This window comes from Coleofasciculus sp. B1-GNL1-01 (genome assembly GCF_040220235.1).
GTDB lineage: Bacteria > Cyanobacteriota > Cyanobacteriia > Cyanobacteriales > Coleofasciculaceae > Coleofasciculus.
Genome location: NZ_JAVJTO010000105.1, coordinates 1 through 19065, shown reverse-complemented (window position 1 = coordinate 19065; position 19065 = coordinate 1). Strand labels below are relative to the sequence as shown.

The following is a 19065-nucleotide window of genomic DNA, read 5'->3' as shown; positions in this document are numbered from 1 at the left end:
TTTGTTGTTCCGTTATCGGTGGGGAGGGCGGGTTTTGTTGTTCCGTTATCGGTGGGGAGGGCGGGTTTTGTTGTTCCGTTATCGGTGAATAGCTGAATTTAGTCCCTAAACCCGCCCCTACAATTGATTCCCTAAACCCGCCCCTACAATTGATTCCCTAAACCCGCCCCTACAATTGTTCCTAAACCTACCCCTACATACAATTGATGATAGACGCGCCATAACACGTCTCTACATACTATGAAACATTCTAAACCGTTAACGACACACTCTGCCCAGCGCCACCGTTCTAAATTTCTCTTACTCGGATTAGTCTTTAGCACAACGGTGATTCTGATTTTAGCGGTTAGCCAATCTTGGCAAAGTCCTTTGGGAGAAGAACTGACGAATTTTGCCTTCGAGGTTGGCAATAACTATCGACAATGGTTTGAGCAACAACGTACTGATAATCCCTTAATTTTACTGGCTTTGTCCTTTGCTGGGGGATTAATCGCTAGTATTTCTCCCTGCATTTTATCCCTACTCCCTGTCAATCTGAGTTACATTGGCACCCGTGAGATTACCTCACGCCGGGATGCTTTGGTCAAAGCGGGGTTATTTGTCTTGGGAGTGGTAACCATGCTGAGTCTGTTTGGTTTATTTTCCTCTTGGGCAGGGGCTATATTGATTCAATTCCGAGGCTATGTACAGATTGTTGTCGGTGTCGTGATTATCCTCATGGGGTTGATGCTGTTGGGGATAATACGCCTACCTTTACCTCAGATGGGTTTTAACGGTGCGATCGCAGGACCCTATGGCGTTGGCGTAACCTTTGCCTTAGTGAGTTCTCCCTGCACCAGCCCCGTCATGTTTGCCGTTCTCACGGCGGGTGCAGCCACAGGTTCCCCGATTCAGAGTACCTTGGCAATGGTGTGTTATGCCTTGGGTTACACGGCGATCATTTTTTTCGCCAGTCTCTTCACCAGTTTGGTCAAACAAACCCGCTTTTTGTTGGGCTACTCTGACGCAATTATTCGGTTTGGCAGTATTGTGCTTTTGCTCATCGGCGGATTTTATCTGGTTGATGGCTTTCTCTGGTGGATTTCCGTGATGAATATGAGTAACTGATGCCAAACTGCGGTAAACTAGAATAATACGTTTTTGACTTTTTTAGCAGAATTTTGTTACAAGCCCTATGACTGTGGTAATTTCAGCAGCTCGTTCAGCGACATCTGCTGCACCAACTCAAGCTCCTGAAAAATCGCGTCAAGTTACCCGCAAGCCTTATCCCAACTATAAGGTTATTGTTCTCGATGATGATTTCAACACCTTTCAGCACGTCCATGACTGCTTGGTGAAGTATATTCCCGGAATGAGCAGCGATTACGCTTGGAAACTGACAAATCAGGTTCACTTTGAAGGTCAAGCCATTGTTTGGGTTGGTCCTCAGGAACAAGCTGAACTCTATCACCAACAGCTAAGTCGGGCTGGATTAACTATGGCTCCTTTGGAGGCGGCGTAAATGTAGAGACGTAGAATGCTACGTCTGGGAGAGGGGGTAATGATTTTGCACAAAACTGATCGACATGCAATTTAGATAGACAAAAATATATCATGGGTAAGTCCAATGGCGGTAGACTGGTTTGGAATCACTCAACTCACTTACCCGGGTTGATTCCGGTTCTAGAACGTCTCACTAGCTATACTGGGATTCAAACGATTACGCCGGCTGTCATTGGACGGGCGAGAAGCCATCGTCCTCGCTTAGAGTTAAAAGTGTCTGTACCCATTCGGGGTGGATATAAAATTATAGCTCGCTCTGGTAAAACCTTTCAAGAAGTGTTTATTGTTACTGAGTTGAGTAAGCGAGAATTAGAAGGTGCGATTTCACAAGCCTTGAAAAAAAAGTAATCAGTCAAGTGTAGATACAGTGTAGGGGCGGGTTTAGCCGCTTAATTGTAATGCCCACTGATAACCTTTAAGCAAAACCCGCCCTCCGTCATATCGTGAAAAGTCAATTGTAGGGGCGGGTTTAGCCGTTTCATCTTGATACTTCCTGATAACTTCCCAACAAAACCCGCCCTCCGTCATCGGTAATATCATTTCCTTTCATCTTGCAACCTTCCTTCTGCCCTCTGCCTTATCCTAATTTTTACCACGGACTTCCCACTAATGTAAACGCACTCCAATAATACGGATGCGTCAATTCTCTATCGGGTAAATCCGCTAACTGGGGCGGTAAAGGAATAGTCTGATTCGGAGTAACCAATTGACCATTTTCTATTCGCACCTCACCCCGAATCATCGCTAACTGTGCCTGTCGCAATGCTTCAGCTTTAATCGGAACTTGCTTTAACTGGGAATAAAAGGTAGTCATTAACCCCAACGTCGCATCATCGCTAACATACCAGAGACTTCCCAAGGCAGATTTTACTCCCGCTTGTACCGCTAACCCAGTAAATCCTAACTCAGCTTCTTCATTGCCTAACGCTGTGCGACAGGCGCTTAATACCATCAGTTCCACAGGTGGATTACTTAACCCTAATTCTCGAATTTGGTTCAAGGATAGTCTGGTATCCCAAAACTGGATATAAGAGTTTTCCGGCTTACCCGATTTAAACTCCCCATGGGTGGCTAAGTGGAGGATACCAAACGGGGTTCGATTGCGAACTGTTTTCAATCTTTGGGGAGTAAACGTATAATTTAGAAAGGATTCACCCTGCCATAATTTATCAGTAATCGTCGCCAACTCAATCGGGACAGCCGGTAAAGGATTTTGATCTTGAAATTCCGAAGCCCCCATCGCCAACACCTCCAGATTTCGCACATCCACATAGCGGGTATCCGTCAGCGATAAACTCGGCATCAACCCAATACTATAGCGTTCCAAAATAAACCCATTTCCATCATGCAAAACCGCCATTGGTAACGAACGCAACCCCACATCCACAACAAACGCCAAATTATTAATCTCTCGCCTCTGTAACTCTGCTTCCAAAGGCGCAATTAACCACTGATAAAGCTGTTGTGACACCGGAAGATAAGGACGAGGAATCCGCACATCCGTCACAGCGCGACGCAATTGTTGACTCCTATTCAAAACCTTCTCTCGCGTCGCCCCCGGCACAGGAAATCGTATCGGTTCCCCCTCAGCCGTCACCAAAATCAACTCCAATTGTTCCCCTGAAGAAGCCAACAAATCCTCCTCAGACATCGCCACCAAACCGCCATCCCCCTCTGCGAACCTCTGCGCTACCCTCTGCGAACCTCTGCGTTTCCCTAAATGCTTAACTGACGCATTTGTCGGCACAAACATGACATAAACCAGCGCAGGTTTTACCCCAGCCACCCGTTCAATTCGTTGTAACGTGGCTTGGGCTTGTGCCAAGGTAATAATTGGCGTATCCCCTAACCCAAAATACTCCTCATATTGATTTGTAAACGCCGCTTCAGCTTCAGCAACGGGATTGAAAACCGGGGAACTCGCGACTATCGCACTCTCTTTTGTGATATCGTCAGTGTCATCAGTCTGGGAACAATAAGGTGGACAAGTTCCCGTAATTGTCGGGGTAATAATCTGAATATTTCCTAACGTGAAACTACCCGGAAACGATTCAAATGGGAAGATAGTAAACTCACCACTGCTAATCCCTGCACTTGTCCCATTGGTTGTTCCATCTCCTACATCAAACGATGTTCCCCGTAAACCACCCCAGTGACGAATTGTAATATCACCACCTTCGATTCCGCCTGCTGTGGAGATACTGGTAAGAGTCCCATTTTGGTCAGTAAAATCATTCGTAGCGCGGAAAAATCGCTCTGTGGTGATATCAACATTACCGCCGTTTCCATTACTCCCACCTTGGGCATTAATCACGCTAACCTGAATATCGCCACTGGGGTCTAAAATAACATTACCACCATCACCAATACTCCCACTGGTATTAATTTCGCCTGTTGTAATCGCCTGTTCTGCTTGAATTACGATATTACCGCCGCTGTTTCCAGAACTATTCAGGTTTCCGGTAGTAACGGTTCCATTATCGCTGGTTAAAGTAATGTCCCGACTAGGATTTAAAATATCGCCTGTGGTGATATCTTGGTTTGCCAATAGCGTTAATGTGGCGTTATCATCTCCGAATAATGTACCGCTTGTGTAGTTAATCGAATTGGCTTGTAAGGTAACGGGGTCATTAAATGTCGCATCACCCGCCAAGGTTATTGTACCTGTGTTATTGTCGCGTCCGATAATAAGTTGAGTAAATCCGTTTTGTAAACGATTGAGTTCGTTGGTATTGAGATTCAAGCGAGTATCATTAATCGTGTTGCCAATTGTAATCCCTAAATTGGCGTCTAGGGGTTGTACTTGAAGTAGAGTATTGCCTTGAATTGTCCCTAATCTGATTTCATTCGCGGTGAGGCTGATATTACCCAGTCCGATAGCCGCAATTCCACCATCATCTCCAACTAAAATTCCCTCGCTGGTGTTGTCTGAACCATTAATAATTCCTTCTAAACTAATATTACCTGTCCCCGTTGTTTGGACAACACCGCCACCAAACCCTAAACCAGTAAATCCGCCCACCCAAATTCCATAATGATCTGTTCCCGTTCCTTGACTGGTTCCCTGGAGAAAAATAGCGCCATTCACTGAAGTGACTCTGGAGTTTTCTTCTAAGATGACAATACCTTGATTACTTATCGTTCCTTGTCCACCTGTTCCCACGAGAGTAATATTTCCGTTTCCGGAGGATGTCACCGTACTCCCCTCGACAATAGAAATACCATCGTTAAATTCTCCCGTTCCCGCACCACCCGTACCTGTCAAACTAATCGTTCCATTCACTGAAGAGATACGGGAGTTTAAATTACTAATACTAATTCCATCATTATTGTCTATCCCATTTCCACCTGTACCTGTTAGATTAATCGCACCTATTCCAGTTGTTTCTATTACACTACCATCGTTCACAACAATACCGAAATTATCGTCACCACCGTCACCTCCCGTACCTGTAATATCAATACTGCCATCTCCAGTGTTAATGGTACTGTTCTTAATAGTAACGCCAGAAGTAGAGGCAGCATTACCCCTGCCAGTGCCGATGAAATTGCCACCCCCTGTATCAATAGTGGCATTGGTGATGTCGAGAAGACCACCATTTATATTATCGAAATCAGCATTAAGGGTGACATTCCCACCATTCGTTCTAATGTTCTGATTAACGACAATCTCATTATTGGCTTGAGCGGTAAATCCGACTCCGCTTGCACTAATATTAATCGGTGCATCAAATGTAATATTATTAGTCGCTTGCAGAATCACGTTTGCCACGGCAGCATTAATCGTGCCATTATTAATCGTGTTATCTTCTCCAGGATCATTAAATGCATCATTTGCGGCTAGTTGATTAGGAGTGTTTTCACCTACGATAACGGTTATATTTTCGGGGTCTAAGAGCAACTGACCCAATTGACCTTGCATCGCTAGTAAATTAACAGTGCCAGCATAATCTAGATACTGTTTGCCCGATATTTCAGCAAAGCCACCATTACCACTTTCGCTACCGCCTCGTGCTGTAAGTGTTCCATAAAAACGGCTGGCTTCATCTGCCCAAACAATAATCTGTCCACCATTCCCATCAGTTAAAGCATCTGAATTAATGGTTGAATCTTCGCTAACAAAGGTGATATCAGCATTGGGAATTGTGCCTTCACCTTGATAATCGCCACCAATTCTCACCGTACCGCCACCATTGATACCAGAGGCGTCAAGATTGGCGGAAAGTAACCCAACTTTTTTACCAATAACATTGATTTCATTGCCAGTTAATGGTGAGGAGGAGGAGGGCGCACGTCGGTGCGCCCCTACGGTTTCGCCAATGGTTTCGTCAATCGTGGAAACATCAATTGTGCCAGAAATAATTGCAACTCCTGTTTCGTTTGGTACAGTTATCTGAGAATCCGCTAACTGTACCTCTCCCGATGCGGTAACATCAACGCCAGTCTCTACCTTGTCCGCTGAACCCGTTAACAACTCGGCGACATTTAATGGCGTGATTGGCACTAATACCCCGTCTTGATTCCGAGGCGCAACAATCTCTAATGAGAGTAACTGTCCCGGCTGAGAAATCCTGACCCGATTTGACCCTTCAACTGCCGTAATTGTAATCTGTCCCCCAGGTGCTGTTAGTTCCCCGGTGTTAATCACGGTTCCCCCTAATAGGGTTAACGTCTGTCCTGGAGAAACAGTTAAATTCCCAGCATTGATAATTGTTCCCGGTTGGGATAAATCAAAGGCAAATTGGTTGGGATCTCCTACCAACTGCTGATAATTATTATCTCCAAATGCATTGAACCAATTCCCCTGATTAAAGCCAATCCCTGTCGCCGTTGTTGCGATAAAATCGGCGGGAACATTTAATTGAGCATTTGTGCCAAATACAATCCCGGCTGGATTCATCAAATATAAATTCGGCGTTCCTCCTGTCACCTGAATCAAGCCATTAATCAGTGAGGGATTTCCGCCAACCACTCGCCCCAAAATAGTCCTCAAATTCGGATTCGCCAGAAAATTGGCAATTTGCCCTGCATCTAAGCCAAATTCCTGAAAACTGTGGAAGAGATTCGCCTCATCTGCATCCAGACTCCCCCCGGAAATGTTAAACTGATTCCCCTCCGGTGTGATAACTGTCCCCGTACCATCAGGGGCGGCGGTAATCGGTTCAGCGTTCGTAGTCGGCGCTGTCTTCGCCACCAAAATTAAACCCGCAACTAGAAACAACCAGCTAAAGCACCATTGAGCAGATTTCATGGGAGTAAGAGTTAAGGAAGGATCTATAGCTCAATTTTTTCGCTTATGCCAGTATTTTTTTCCTTGAAGTTATAAAATTATAAAAAACGATAGCTAATTTAGGTTTAATTAATTTTAATTTACATCTGAACGTTTTCCGGAGAGGAGTTGTATCGGTTATGAATAACAGAAAAATTTGCGAATAAATATTCTATTACTAACGTGCTATTGTGTCAAGTTAAATTTGAGGAGAGGGCGACCCGATCCAAGTGGGTGGACAAGAGTTGTTAATTAATGCAAGCGGGTCGCCCCTACAAGCGCCTTACCAATGACAAATGACAAATGACAAATGACTAATAACAAAATCCTTTATTTAATCACCGCGTCATTTCTATTTTGGCTAGGCGGTTCTCATCCTTCCCCAGCAGGAATGATTGATCCAGCTATGTTATCCGGGGATATCCGTTTAACCCTAAAACGTGGCGTGTGGAAAACCTGGGAAGGGGAACCTGTTTATCAGGATATTACCCTCGATTTAGTCTGTGATGCGAATAAGTGCGATCGCGAAGTATGGGGATTTGCGCCGAAGTTCAATCAGGCGGATCATCAGGGAGTTCTCCAGACAAGTCAACGGGGACGGTTATGGAACCTGGATGTGCAGATGCAAATTAGTCCTGATCCTTGGCAATCCCTAGAAGGACAAGCAGAGTATGATATCCAAGTGCGCTTGCATGACGATAATCAACTAATTGGCACTTATTCTGGAACCCTAAATGACCAACCTGTCAAGGGAGAAGTCCAGGGAATTATTCGTCCCCATTGGTCAAAACCTGTGGCAAATCATCGTCCTCTGCGCCCCCAGGAACATCCTCGATTAATTTTTCGCCCAGATCAACTTCCCCAATTGCGTCAGCAGGCTAAAACCCCCAGGGGTGAGGCAATTCTGGCACAGTTGCAACGGAGTCTAGACCAACCCATCTATTACGATGGCTATGTGCCAACTGGTGGCTATCACGCGGCTGGTTACTGCTTCCTCTCCCTAATCCAGCAGGATCAAGCTGCTGCTGCAACCGCTTGGCAGATTACGGTTAATTCCATGAACCAACCCGGACGCCGTTTACTAGAACATTCTACAGTAGTTGCAGGCGTGGCGTTGGCGTATGATTTGTGTTATCCGGCTTGGGATCAGGAACAGATCCAACAAGTCGCCGATTGGTTAGGGACTCAAACCGCCCTGCTGGTGAAAGGAACGGCGGGTGATGGCTGGAATCCTAACCCGGCGAGTAACTGGAATGCGAGGGCGCGAGGGGCGGCGGGGTTAGCGGCGTTGGCGCTACTGGAGGAGGGGGATGCCCAGAGTTGGCGTTGGCTGAAAGTGGCGGAACGGAATATTAAACGCTATCTGACGATTGGCATTGGCGATCGCGGTTTTGGGTCGGAGGGTGATCATTACAGTACCGAACCCTGGTTTCTCACGGTAATGCCCTTTTTACAAGCTTACCAGACTGTATTGGGGGAAGATTTGGTCACGCGATCGCACGCGGCTTGGTTTCTACCTCAGTATGTAACCCGAATGGTGGGTGAAGACGGGGAGGTGGCGATTCCCACCTATGGGCGTCATCGCTTAAGCCCCACGGGTTCTATCTTTGCGGTGGGATTGGGGATAGTCCCGGAACGGCTGCTACCGGGAGTTATGTGGTTCTTTAACCGTCATTGGGGGAGGAAGGGGGATAACAGTTTTGGCATAGAGTTACCCCATGAAGCGGCGTATATTTTCGCCGGATATCCTCAAGACGTAACCCTCCAGAACCCCGCAGAGGTATGGGGGCGGGTAATAGTGGATGCCCAAAAAGGCTTCTTTACGTTCCGCAATCAATGGCGAGATGAGAATGATTTTGTCACCAGTATTTTTGTCAAGCGAGAAAAACCCAGAGGCGGACATTGGTCATTTCCCGATGCGGGAAGTTTCCGGATTTGGGGCTTAGGAGGGCGCTGGGCGACAGCAGGATCGGCATCTGATGGGACACAGAGGGATGAAAATGTGGTGTTGCTACCGGAAAAACAAGCGGGGAAGACGGCGAAAGTGACGGGATTTCAGGCAAATCCGGATGGGTCGGGTATGGTTAGTTTACACCACCAGAACTGGTTGCGATCGCTCGCGGTGGATTATAGTGGCGCATCTGGTGTACCGGGGTTGTTTGTCTTGGTGGATCAGGTGGTTGACGCCGCAGAAGCAGATCAAACCTGGATTATGCATACCCAGGAAAAGGTGACGATTCAGGGTCAACAGTTTACCCTAGAGGCGGAATCTGGGGCGACGATGCAAGGAACCTTTATTACACCCTCCGATGTGAACCTGGAATTTATCCCCAGTGAGACAGGAGGAAGGATTCAAGCCACAGGGCGCGATCGCTTTATTGTAGTCATGACCGTTCAATCCGGGACAGCGCCTGAGGTTGAGGTTTTAAGACCTGGATTCAATCCCCGAATTCAGGTGGAAAACCAGACTATTGAAATAATAGAGGATAAAATCGTATTGAAATCGCTAAAAGAGGGTGCTAACTAGCTGAATTTTATCCGGATAGAATAAATTCTATCCTGAAGAATCTCAGCAGACTTGTTTCACGAGTGTCTTTTAGGATTTATTATTATCATGTCTGGTTTTGTAATAATTGCAATGTATGCCCTGTTTTGGATGTGGTTCTTTGGCGGCTTTGCACCGAAGAAAAAACCTCCCGCGAAAAAGAAATCCCCAGAACAAGAGTTAGGAGAAGCGCTGAGTAAATATTTGGCGGCATTGAATAAACCGGGAGATGCCAAGTAGAGACGCACCACGGCGCGTCTGGAAGCTGGGGGAGATGCGGCGTGCGATCGCGAACCCCCCCCCAACCCATTCTCCCCCAATCCTTACCAAAAATAACCCGGTTCCACAATCGTCTGCCGTTCTTGGGGGTCATAATTCAGACAATACTCTTGGGCGATCGCGTCTAATTCTCGGAGGCGTTTTACCTCAGTTTCCCTAATTTCCGTATCCGTGGATAACAGGATCACTTGATGGGACGCCGTAGGGAAATACCGTTCCACTAAATTACTCCGGTGAGAGGAATCTAACCGTCCTAACGGTGTATCAATCGCTACCGGAAGATGACGCCCAGAAACACGGGCAAGTCCCCAAAGAAAGGAAATTGCTAATAGTTGCTTTTCCCCCGCCGAGAGACGATGTTTGGGAATTGGTTGTCCTTCGGGATCATAGAGAGACAGGCTGAAGCTGTGGGTGTCAATGGCGACGCGGTGAACTAAGTCGGATTTATGCAGCAGATAACGGAAGCATTCGGTAACTTCGATTTCCAGTTTGTTGAGTTTTTTCAGAGTTAATTTCTCTCGAAAGAGTTCCAATGTGGTTTTAACCTTGGCAATCGAATTAATAATATGCTGATTATTTTTCAGTTTAATCGTTTCATCCGCATAATCTTCTAACTCCTTTTTCGTTTCCCTAATTTGACGATCTATTTCATCACAGCGGCGAGAAGCATTTTCGTAAGCCGCTTTAACCTTGATCACTTGATTTTGGGCGTCAGTAAATGCCTGTTTCAGGGCGTTGTAGGCTTCAGGAGACGCGGCGGTAGCAATTTGCCGATCTAACGCATCAATTTCAGTTTCTAGGGCTTGCAGGCGTTCGCGTTGGCTTTGGGCGTTGGTTTGTGCGGTTGAGAGTTCATAGTTCAGCAGGGTTTCTAGGCGAGTGATGGCGGCTTCATCGGCTAATAACCACGGTTCCTCTTGGGCGGCAATTTCTTGATCCAGTTCTTGATTTTCAGTCTCTATAAACGATTGAATCTGATTGACTCGCTTGGGGGTTAAGGAGATTTTTTTGATATACTGAATTAACCGAACATCCCGTTCTTTCAACACATCTCGTGTCAGTTTAACTTGGTGCTGTTTTTGTTCCTGTTCCGCTTGGGCTTTCGCTTGTTCCAATAGCGGAGAAATCAGAGAGAGGGGAAGTACACCAGCCGCCAAATCTCGCATCTCTTGACGCACCTGATTCGCTTGTTCAATCAGTGTTTTCGATTGGGCTTCCAGTTGACTGCGTTCGCTGGCAAGTTTACCGCCTTCGGAGACAAATTTATCCGACGCTACCTGTTGTTCTTTTGCAGCATAGTCCAGTTTGGATTTTAGGGCGCTTAAGTCTTGTGTCGCCGCTTCTTGTTTTTCTTTTTGGTCAATAAGTTTGGCTTCAATGTTATCTAAGGTTTCCAGTTCTTTCTGATTGGCAATATCCCGGCGCTTGCGACTGGCGAGAATATCTAAATCTGTGGATAGGCGTTCAGCCAGTTCTAACCCCAGCAGGGATTGAATCGCACTTACTACCAAAGGAGGTGGAGTTTCTAGTTCTGCCAATTCTTTGACTTGTTCCCCATCAAAGAGAAAGAGATTAGAAATACCCAGAGGAAGCAGATTTTCGATATAGTCATCCCAGGTATTTGCCAGGGCTTTATCGGGCCACTCTTCATCCACTAAAATACCTAGAGTGTCTTTCCCCTCTTTGGGGTCTTTTGTCCAATAACGGACAATTCTCAGAGTCCTAGGTTTATCCTCTTCGACGACTTCAAAGGCTAATTCAATCCGAGTGTTTTCTGTGGGCGGAGTGTTCCGGTTCACGCATTGGTTGAGAAAGTCGTTATAGCTTAAATTTCCCCTAGTGGAACATTGGGCGCGGGAACCGTAGAGAGTGAGGCGAATGGCGTCCATCAGGGTAGTTTTTCCACCCCCATTCATCCCGCCAAATAGAATAATCGGATGGGTAGAATTGTTAGTTTCGGGACGGAGGTTGATGACTTGTCGCCCTTGATAGGGACCAAAGTTTTGCAGGGCGAGTTCCAGGAATATCATAGTCAGGGGCTAATTTAGACGGGGGATAAGCTGTTCGGCATTTAAACCTTAATATCAAGAATGGCGCAATCCTTGTAGTGCGAGCATCTTGCTCGCTACTAATACCCAATTTAAATGCATGACAGCTTAAAATCAGGAATAATCTTTAACCGAATAGAAATGTCACTTTATAGTAAGTTTGTAGTAAGCGCTTAAGCGCTTATAGCACGCTTCGTGCCTACTACGAACAAAATAGAATGTGAATGTTGATTGTAGAGACATTGTATGAAACGTCTCTACAATATTTTGGCTATCTATCCATCTACATCTTCAGTATCCTCTGAATCGGGTTCGGGGAATTTTAAACTCGCCCAGGATAGCTGTTTAGGTTTCTCTTGCTTCGGCTTATCCCAAGCCTGTCTCAATTCGTGAACATCTGACAAATCCTGTTTGATATCTTGAACCGTATTTTTCAGATGTCGCTGATAGTAGGCGTGGTCAATCGCGTCTTCTCGAGAACGAGAACTACTATTAAAACATTTTTCTAGGGCTTCATAGATACCCCGTCGGGATTTAGTATGATATTGGCGTTCAGTGTCCAGAAGTTTTGCCATAAGTTCCAGGTGCATTTCATCCTGGTCACAGATTTCTTCTAAGACTGTCCATTCATCACTACCCAAAAGTTTGCGTTCGGCGCTAGGGCGGGAATCTTGGAAGGGTTCGCTTGTTATATCTTCATAGATACGGGGTAAGCTATCGTCAAATTCATGTTTTTCTTCTAACCAGATACGGCGAATTTCACTAAGTTCCTCTGGAGTAATCAGAGTAATATCACGCATCTCTGGGGGCGCGGTATTTCGGACATGGGTTTGGGCTTCTAAGACGCGCCTTAACCAATGTTCCCGCCAGTATTTCGTATAGGGACCATGAATCGGTTTAACGGAGATTTCACCATCAACATTGCGTTCAAAGAGTTCAACTTTACCGTAAATACGGCGGAAGTCTCTCTTATCGTGATCATCTTTAATATCCAAATCATTGCGAATATCCAGCAGAGGCTGCATCCACTCTTTCTCCTCATCATTTTGGATCATCGCCTCCATGGACTTATCTTTATTAACCATAGTGCAAACCCAACAACCAAACCGGGAATCCCCACAGCTAGGGGTTGAGGTATCAATAACCAAGGGACATTCATTATCGGCTGTTGCCCCCCGATACATGGAGAATAAGTCTTTGTTATTATTACCCCAGGGATTTTGCCACTGCATCAAATAAAGCCAAACTTCATCAGTTCGCCAATCTTCAATGGGAAGGTAAATGAGAGAGTTAGGGCGACTGGGATTCGTATTTAAGCGATCGCGCACTCGCCACTCTCTATGTTTAGCCATATTTGCCGCCCGTTTGACACTTTCAGCTTTGCGAGTTCCCAAAACCAGAATCACCTCACCGTTCGTTCTAATCACTTCGCGGATGAAAGAGTCAGCTGGTTTAATTTTTAAGCGTTCCGTACACCATCTAAATCGATTTCTGGGGGCGGGATAGCCTTTGCCAATTAAACAAACCCAAAATGTATCTTGAATAGCCGGATACGTGAGATGAGGTTGGATCGGCATTCCTTGCTTTTGGGCAGCTATCTTCATTCGATCCAAAGATTTACGTACCCAAGCCGTAACAATGGGGTTTTCTACTAGCGTGTCATTAGTAATAACATGAATTGTTTTCGTGCGTTTTTCTGGGGGTAGGGCTGCGATCGCATTCCAGACTAGCTGCAATACAACTGTACTATCTTTCCCACCTGACCAGCCAATAACAAATGGTATATTATCCTCGCAATATAACTCTTGTATTTCTTGAGTGAGTTGTTCTATATCTTCCACTAACTCAGCCACAGTACGTGGTGGGAAGAGTGACATCTGTTGGTTATCTGTCATACCTGAAATCTCGTTAATGCTACTGTTATTGATTACTGATTAGGTTACAAACTTAGTTTGGCGATGCCATTGAAGTGCCTCAAGTCGGGGAAAGTATTCTTCAGAACTCGGCAATAATATAGTTTCGCCATGAAAATCCTTCATCGGTCTACTGTGTGGTGATTCCTCCTGCAAATCACTAGCGATTATGATTTTGTAGTTGTCATCTAGGCAAAACCAACCATGGTCAAATGCCCAATGATGATTCTTGCAGAGTGATAATCCATTGTCTATTTGACTATCATAAAACTCGGAAAAAGGTTTAATATGTGCGCCATCTACTATATTTTGAGTAAAGGTACGAGTAATTTTGAGTCTACAGAAGGCACATTTATAATCATAGATATGCACTACCGTTTTCCGAAAAATAGCATCTCTAAATAGAGACTTCCTTAAATAAAATCTTGGTTGTTTCTCCGATTGGGTAGAACTGCTGCTTTGTTCAACTTCCTCTTCTTCTTGACTACTATCTTGAAATGCTTGATTAATTTTGAGAATCTCCTCTAATGCTTTTCCTTGGGATGAAAACCAAGCGGCGACAAGGGCATCAACTAATTCTTGTCGATGATTCTGGTCTTGGATTAACTCAAAAAGTTGATCATCTAGATAGGCATAATCAACATCACGTCTTAACGTGTTGATTGTTTGCGGACGACCTCCATCGTAAGCAGCACTAAATTGCAGATGCCAAAATCGACCTTCGCTATTCTTTAAATGAAAGAAGGGTAAAGCAAAATCACTATTTTTAAACGCTTCAGCGTTCAGCAAATTCCAATATTTTTGAAATGTGTCAATTAATTCGTCTGAAATTGAAATTTTATTATCCTGGATTAATCCTTGGGCAATTAAATCAATGACAGACAACAACAGTACAGGTTGATTTAGGGCTTTGCCTCCTCGTTGTTTATTCTTATATACATTGATTTTAGGGAAGCAATCGCAGTAGAAAGCAAGCGTTCGCCGAGTTTCTGATTGCTGTCCTTGACTCATCTGTGCCTCCTGACTCAATCATTTGTCTGTGATCACCTTTTTATTCTGTAGCTAAAAATTAATTAACCTGGACTAAGTTAAGCTGGATATAAATAGTGGTGATCATTTTAATCTCATCCAATCTTCTAACTCCGTCCAAATCTTGCCACTACAGGCGATATAAGCAACTTGTTCATTGGTTCTAGCATCCAAAACTTGCCCACCTGTCCAGTTCCCCCCGCCTAACTCATACTCCAGAATGTATCCTTGACAGATTTGAGAGGCTTCCTCAAGGGAATGAACAGGTAATTTTAGAGTAGGGACGCCAATATCCTCAGTCTGTCTAAAGTCCGGATTCCCACAAGCCGAGAGAATCACGATAAATTGGTCTGTATTCCGCCGAATGAACCGTTGTTTTTGCTGGTCTTGTTGACGACTATTCTCCCTCCCGACTAAACCACTAGAATTTTCTAACTCTTCCTCCTGTGAAGTTAACGGTAAACCCAAATATTCTTTCAAATAAGCCACCATCCGCCCTATACTGGTTCGCGATCGCGAAATCTGACCCTTGACCATAATCAGCCCCTCCCAATCGGGATTAGAACGCGACCAGCCAATCCATCGCAATTCCTGCAACCTTTCCTCCCAGCTATGGGGATAAACCGAGAGTAACACTGACCCTACCGCCCCCAATCCCAAAAGTGCGATCTCGTGACTATGAACATAATCCTGTCGCATCTCCCTGGCGCTTACAGTCCGTTGTCTCACCGCCTCCCAATCTGGAATACAATAACTCACAGCTTGCCAATACCGGATTGCCAAATCAATCTGCTGTTCTAATTCAGCCGTTTGCCAATCCGCCAATAGCATAGACGTAGCATTATAGAGGGTATGCAGCGTAAATAGCTTCCCCGATCGCACGGGTAATGTCTGATGTTCCTGATCGGTTAGGCTTCGGAACACATTAATATTTCTAATCACTGCTTTGACCACCGTCGCCGGGGGATGGCGATGATCATAGAGAATCGCCAGGGAAGCATCGGGATGAACCCCATAACGGTTGAGATCCAAAAACATCTGCTGGGAATAGCGCAACCCAATATCCAACACTAAAATAACCGCCACTGTCTCATACCCCAACGCCGGATTCTGCTTCAGCGCCCATTCAAACGCCGCGCAGCGATGTTGTCCATCGGTAATCTGAAACCGCGCATCCATGGGAACTCGTAAGCGTCCCATTTTTCGCCCTTCTTTCTCAGTACCAATCGGTTCAAAATTAATATCAGCGTCAATCGCGGCGGTAATCGCGGAAACGGTGTAATTATCAGGATTATTCAGAATATAGTTAGCAATATCTGGGACTCGTTTAGAATTAAGCGATCGCGCCACTCTCTGATCCGGCGGATTCTCCTCATCCTCCCTCGCAAACAGTTTAGGAATAAATCGCACTGGACACATCGACACATAATATTCCCGTCCCGCTTGAATCCCTCGGATTGCGGGTAAAACGTACTCAAAAGAAGGAATCAGTCCTTGGTGATTGGTCATTTGTCATTCGTCCTTTGTCCTTTGTCCTTGGTCATTCGTCCTTTGTCCTTTGTCCTTTGTCCTTTGTCCTTGGTTATAGGTTTAGTTATAAAGTTGGGTTGATTTACATTGATTTACCGATTAGGAATTTGGGTTTTGCCATTCATCGTGTTCCAGTCGTGCTAATGTTGTTGCTGCATCCGCTAACATTAAGGCAATATTCACACGCGCAACCTGATTTTTGGCAGCTTTCAACTCACCTGCGAGACATTGCACTCGTGTCCGATACGCCTCAATAGAATTCGGATCTAAAACCTTTACTGGATGACTCATTGTAGTTATTAAAATATTGGTTCATGGCGGATTTTGTTGATAGGTTATCGGTGAAAAGAAAGATCCTCTCTTACTCCCCTCTCCCAAGCTTGGGAGAGGGGCTGGGGGTGAGGGCTGTAGCTGTTGGCTAAACCCATCCCGACAAGCCCTCACAGGTGACATCCCTAGTATGGCACAATTTTGGTTTTTAAAAACCAATTTGACATAAAAATATTAAAACAGTTATTTTTAAAAACAGACTAAAATATTATAAAACCGATGAGTAGCCCCGACAAGCCAAAAGCAGACATCGCCAGCCAAATCCTGGAACAAGACAGCCAGGATCGACAGGCGCTAGCCCTGCTATTGGATCGCCATTTAGCCAGAAGCGATCGCCTCCTTGTCCAGAAAACCCAGATGGGGAGTACCGAAGCCTTTATCGGGTCCGTCACCCTCGAATGGTTAGATAGCCGCGTCCGCTTCGCCTCCCAACTCCCCCTATTCCGGCAAAAATTCGACCCCCAAACCGATAACGTCATCCGGGATGAAGAAACCGTCGATGAAATCCTGCAACGTCCCCTCGACTGGTCCCGTCAAGCCCCCCTCACCCAATACCTCGCCGCCCGCCAAGCCCACAAATTCCCCGCCGTTCTCGTCGTTCACAGCCCCACCTGGGTAGACAATCCCAAAGCCAAAGAATGGGATAAACAAGGACGCGCCCGCCAGTCTGCGGCGGATTTCATTCCCCTCGACCAAAACCAAACCGTCGGACTCCTGGATGTCTCCCCCTCCGTGTCCATCTTCGCCCTCGATGGTCAACACCGACTCATGGGTGTTCAGGGACTCATGACGTTACTTAAAACCGGGAGACTGCAACGTTACAACAAAAACAAGAAACCCGTCGGCAGTGTAATTACCATAGATGACCTAATCGACGAATACCAACTCAAGCCCGCCTACCTGCAAAGTCTCGCCCAGGAAAAAATCGGTATCGAATTCATCCCCGCCATCGCCAAAGGTGAAACCCGCGACGAAGCAAGACGGCGCGTCCGGTCTATTTTCGTCCACGTCAACTTAATGGCATTACGCTTAAGTAAAGGACAACTCGCCCTATTAAATGAAAATGACGGCTTTTCCATCGTCGCCCGCAAAATCGCCGTCAATCATCCCTTATTAAAAGAAGTCCCTGGACGCAACCCCCGTGTTAATTGGGATAGCGCCACCGTCGCCGCCAAATCCACCGTTTTAACCACCCTCCAGGCGTTAAATGAAATGTCTCAACGGTATCTAGACCATCAATTCCCCCACTGGAAACCGCCGGAGAAGAAAGGGTTAATCCCGATGCGTCCCGATGATGAGGAATTAGAGGCGGGAATTGACACCTTTAATCAATTTTTTGATTACTTAGCCAGCTTACCCAGTTATCAACGGTTAGACCAAGGAGAAGAAACCCCCCAGTTACGCCGTTTCAGCTTTGAGAAAAATGGCGGTGAGGGTAATATCCTTTTCCGTCCCGTGGGGCAAATTGCCTTTACCCAAGCCTTAGGAATTGTGGTATTTCAGAAAAAGTTATCGCTAAAAACGGTATTTAAGAAACTCAGTAAGTACGACGCCGAAGGGGGATTTAGTCAGATGGAGACGCCGCAATCCCTGTGGTATGGGGTGTTATTTGACCCGAATAAAAAGCGGATCATGGTATCGGGACGAGATTTAGCCGCCCGATTACTGATTTATATTATTGCGGGGACAGAGGATGGGATGGAAAAAGCCGAACTGCGGCGAGAATTAGCCGAAGCCAGAACAATTGAGGGAAAAGCGTTAGGGTTTAATGGTAAATTTGTCAAGCCTAGAGATGTGGGACTTCCCCCTGTGTTGTGAATGCTAATGAATTTTGTGGCATTGAATTGTAATCGTAACAGTAGGGGCGACCCGCTTGCACCAATTAAAAACGGTATCCACTTAATTGTATCGGGTCGCCCTTTGCTAAGGTTTATTTTACTTATAGAACCCGCATTTCTCACAAACTAATTCTATAAGTTAATTTGCCGCTTAAAAGTTGAGATTTTTAAAGAAGAATATAAAAAATCCAATTTATCAAACAAAATTATCCTGAAATTGCCAATTCTAACCTGTTTTTTTCACTAAAATTTAGTTGATCACGCCAAGTTGCCACGACAAAACAGACTGAAATAAGATTCAGTTACCTCAAAAATCATTGAGTTTTTATGGAAGCCGAAAAATTAAGAAGTATTGGGAATAGCTTGAATTCTGGAATGAGCAATAGCTAAAATCTCTTGATAAGGACAAGAACTGGATATGGCAATAACAATTCTTCTCACACTAACCGTAATTCTCGCTCCTAACTTAAGGAAATTGAGGCGAATTGTTCCGACAGTTGCTTTGGACAAAGAAGTTTTCTTCAAACCGTGATAACGAAAGGCTTGCATTAAAACATACGCCATTGAAGATAGCCAGAGTCGAAGTTGATTACTTTGAAAGGTTTGGGTAGAAGTTCGGTCAGCAAATAAGTCTAATTGCTGTTCTTTAATCCGATTTTCCATTTCTCCTCTCGGACAATATTGTTTAGTATAAAGTTGAGAAGGCGTAATTTGAGAAGGAGGTAAAGATGTGACGACATGA

13 protein-coding genes are annotated in these 19065 nt (G+C 45.3%); 6 read left to right on the top strand and 7 right to left on the bottom strand.

Annotated elements, in window-relative coordinates; translation table 11 throughout:
- Positions 1-240: 240 nt before the first annotated feature.
- From RID53_RS26270 to RID53_RS26260, 3 genes are all read left to right on the top strand, one after another.
- A complete protein-coding gene (locus RID53_RS26270) occupies positions 241-1107 on the top strand; it encodes a cytochrome c biogenesis CcdA family protein (RefSeq protein WP_446390903.1) in 867 nt (288 codons plus the stop codon).
- A gap of 67 nt (positions 1108-1174) precedes the next feature.
- Entirely contained in the window at positions 1175-1501 is a 327-nt protein-coding gene (clpS, locus tag RID53_RS26265) for an ATP-dependent Clp protease adapter ClpS (RefSeq protein WP_006101197.1), read from the top strand.
- A gap of 92 nt (positions 1502-1593) precedes the next feature.
- Positions 1594-1890, top strand: a complete 297-nt coding sequence (locus RID53_RS26260; RefSeq protein WP_446390902.1) for a DUF2103 domain-containing protein — start codon at positions 1594-1596, stop codon at positions 1888-1890.
- A gap of 241 nt (positions 1891-2131) precedes the next feature.
- Here the strand turns inward: RID53_RS26260 and RID53_RS26255 are convergent, their stop codons facing one another.
- Positions 2132-6793: a CHAT domain-containing protein gene (locus RID53_RS26255; protein WP_446390901.1), complete on the bottom strand. Its 4662-nt coding sequence runs from the start codon at positions 6791-6793 to the stop codon at positions 2132-2134.
- 328 nt (positions 6794-7121) lie between these two features.
- Between RID53_RS26255 and RID53_RS26250 the strand changes: the two genes are divergently transcribed.
- Positions 7122-9338 carry a hypothetical protein gene (locus tag RID53_RS26250; RefSeq protein ID WP_446390900.1) on the top strand — a complete coding sequence of 739 codons (2217 nt, stop codon included), beginning with the start codon at positions 7122-7124 and terminating at the stop codon, positions 9336-9338.
- 87 nt (positions 9339-9425) lie between these two features.
- Entirely contained in the window at positions 9426-9596 is a 171-nt protein-coding gene (locus RID53_RS26245; protein WP_446390899.1) for a hypothetical protein, read from the top strand.
- Positions 9597-9679: 83 nt separating this feature from the next.
- Here the strand turns inward: RID53_RS26245 and dndD are convergent, their stop codons facing one another.
- From dndD to RID53_RS26220, 5 genes are all read right to left on the bottom strand, one after another.
- Positions 9680-11665, bottom strand: a complete 1986-nt coding sequence (dndD, locus tag RID53_RS26240) for a DNA sulfur modification protein DndD (protein ID WP_446390898.1) — start codon at positions 11663-11665, stop codon at positions 9680-9682.
- A 293-nt stretch (positions 11666-11958) separates the two neighbouring features.
- The gene (gene dndC, locus RID53_RS26235) at positions 11959-13578 is read right to left on the bottom strand and encodes a DNA phosphorothioation system sulfurtransferase DndC (RefSeq protein WP_446390897.1); all 1620 of its coding nucleotides are present in this window, start codon (positions 13576-13578) and stop codon (positions 11959-11961) included.
- A gap of 39 nt (positions 13579-13617) precedes the next feature.
- Positions 13618-14607: an HNH endonuclease gene (locus RID53_RS26230; protein ID WP_446390896.1), complete on the bottom strand. Its 990-nt coding sequence runs from the start codon at positions 14605-14607 to the stop codon at positions 13618-13620.
- Positions 14608-14709: 102 nt separating this feature from the next.
- Positions 14710-16134 (bottom strand): DNA sulfur modification protein DndB, encoded by a 1425-nt coding sequence (dndB, locus tag RID53_RS26225; protein WP_446390895.1) that lies wholly within the window; start codon positions 16132-16134, stop codon positions 14710-14712.
- A 120-nt stretch (positions 16135-16254) separates the two neighbouring features.
- Positions 16255-16446 carry a hypothetical protein gene (locus RID53_RS26220; RefSeq protein WP_446390894.1) on the bottom strand — a complete coding sequence of 64 codons (192 nt, stop codon included), beginning with the start codon at positions 16444-16446 and terminating at the stop codon, positions 16255-16257.
- Between the two features lie 258 nt (positions 16447-16704).
- On the opposite strand from RID53_RS26220, the gene RID53_RS26215 reads away from it, so the two are divergent.
- On the top strand, positions 16705-18303 hold the full coding sequence (locus RID53_RS26215; RefSeq protein WP_446390893.1) for a DGQHR domain-containing protein: 1599 nt from the start codon (positions 16705-16707) through the stop codon (positions 18301-18303).
- Positions 18304-18665: 362 nt separating this feature from the next.
- On the opposite strand, the gene RID53_RS26210 is transcribed toward RID53_RS26215, so the two are convergent.
- On the bottom strand, positions 18666-19065 hold a 400-nt coding region (locus tag RID53_RS26210; protein WP_446390892.1), incomplete at its 5' end, for a transposase.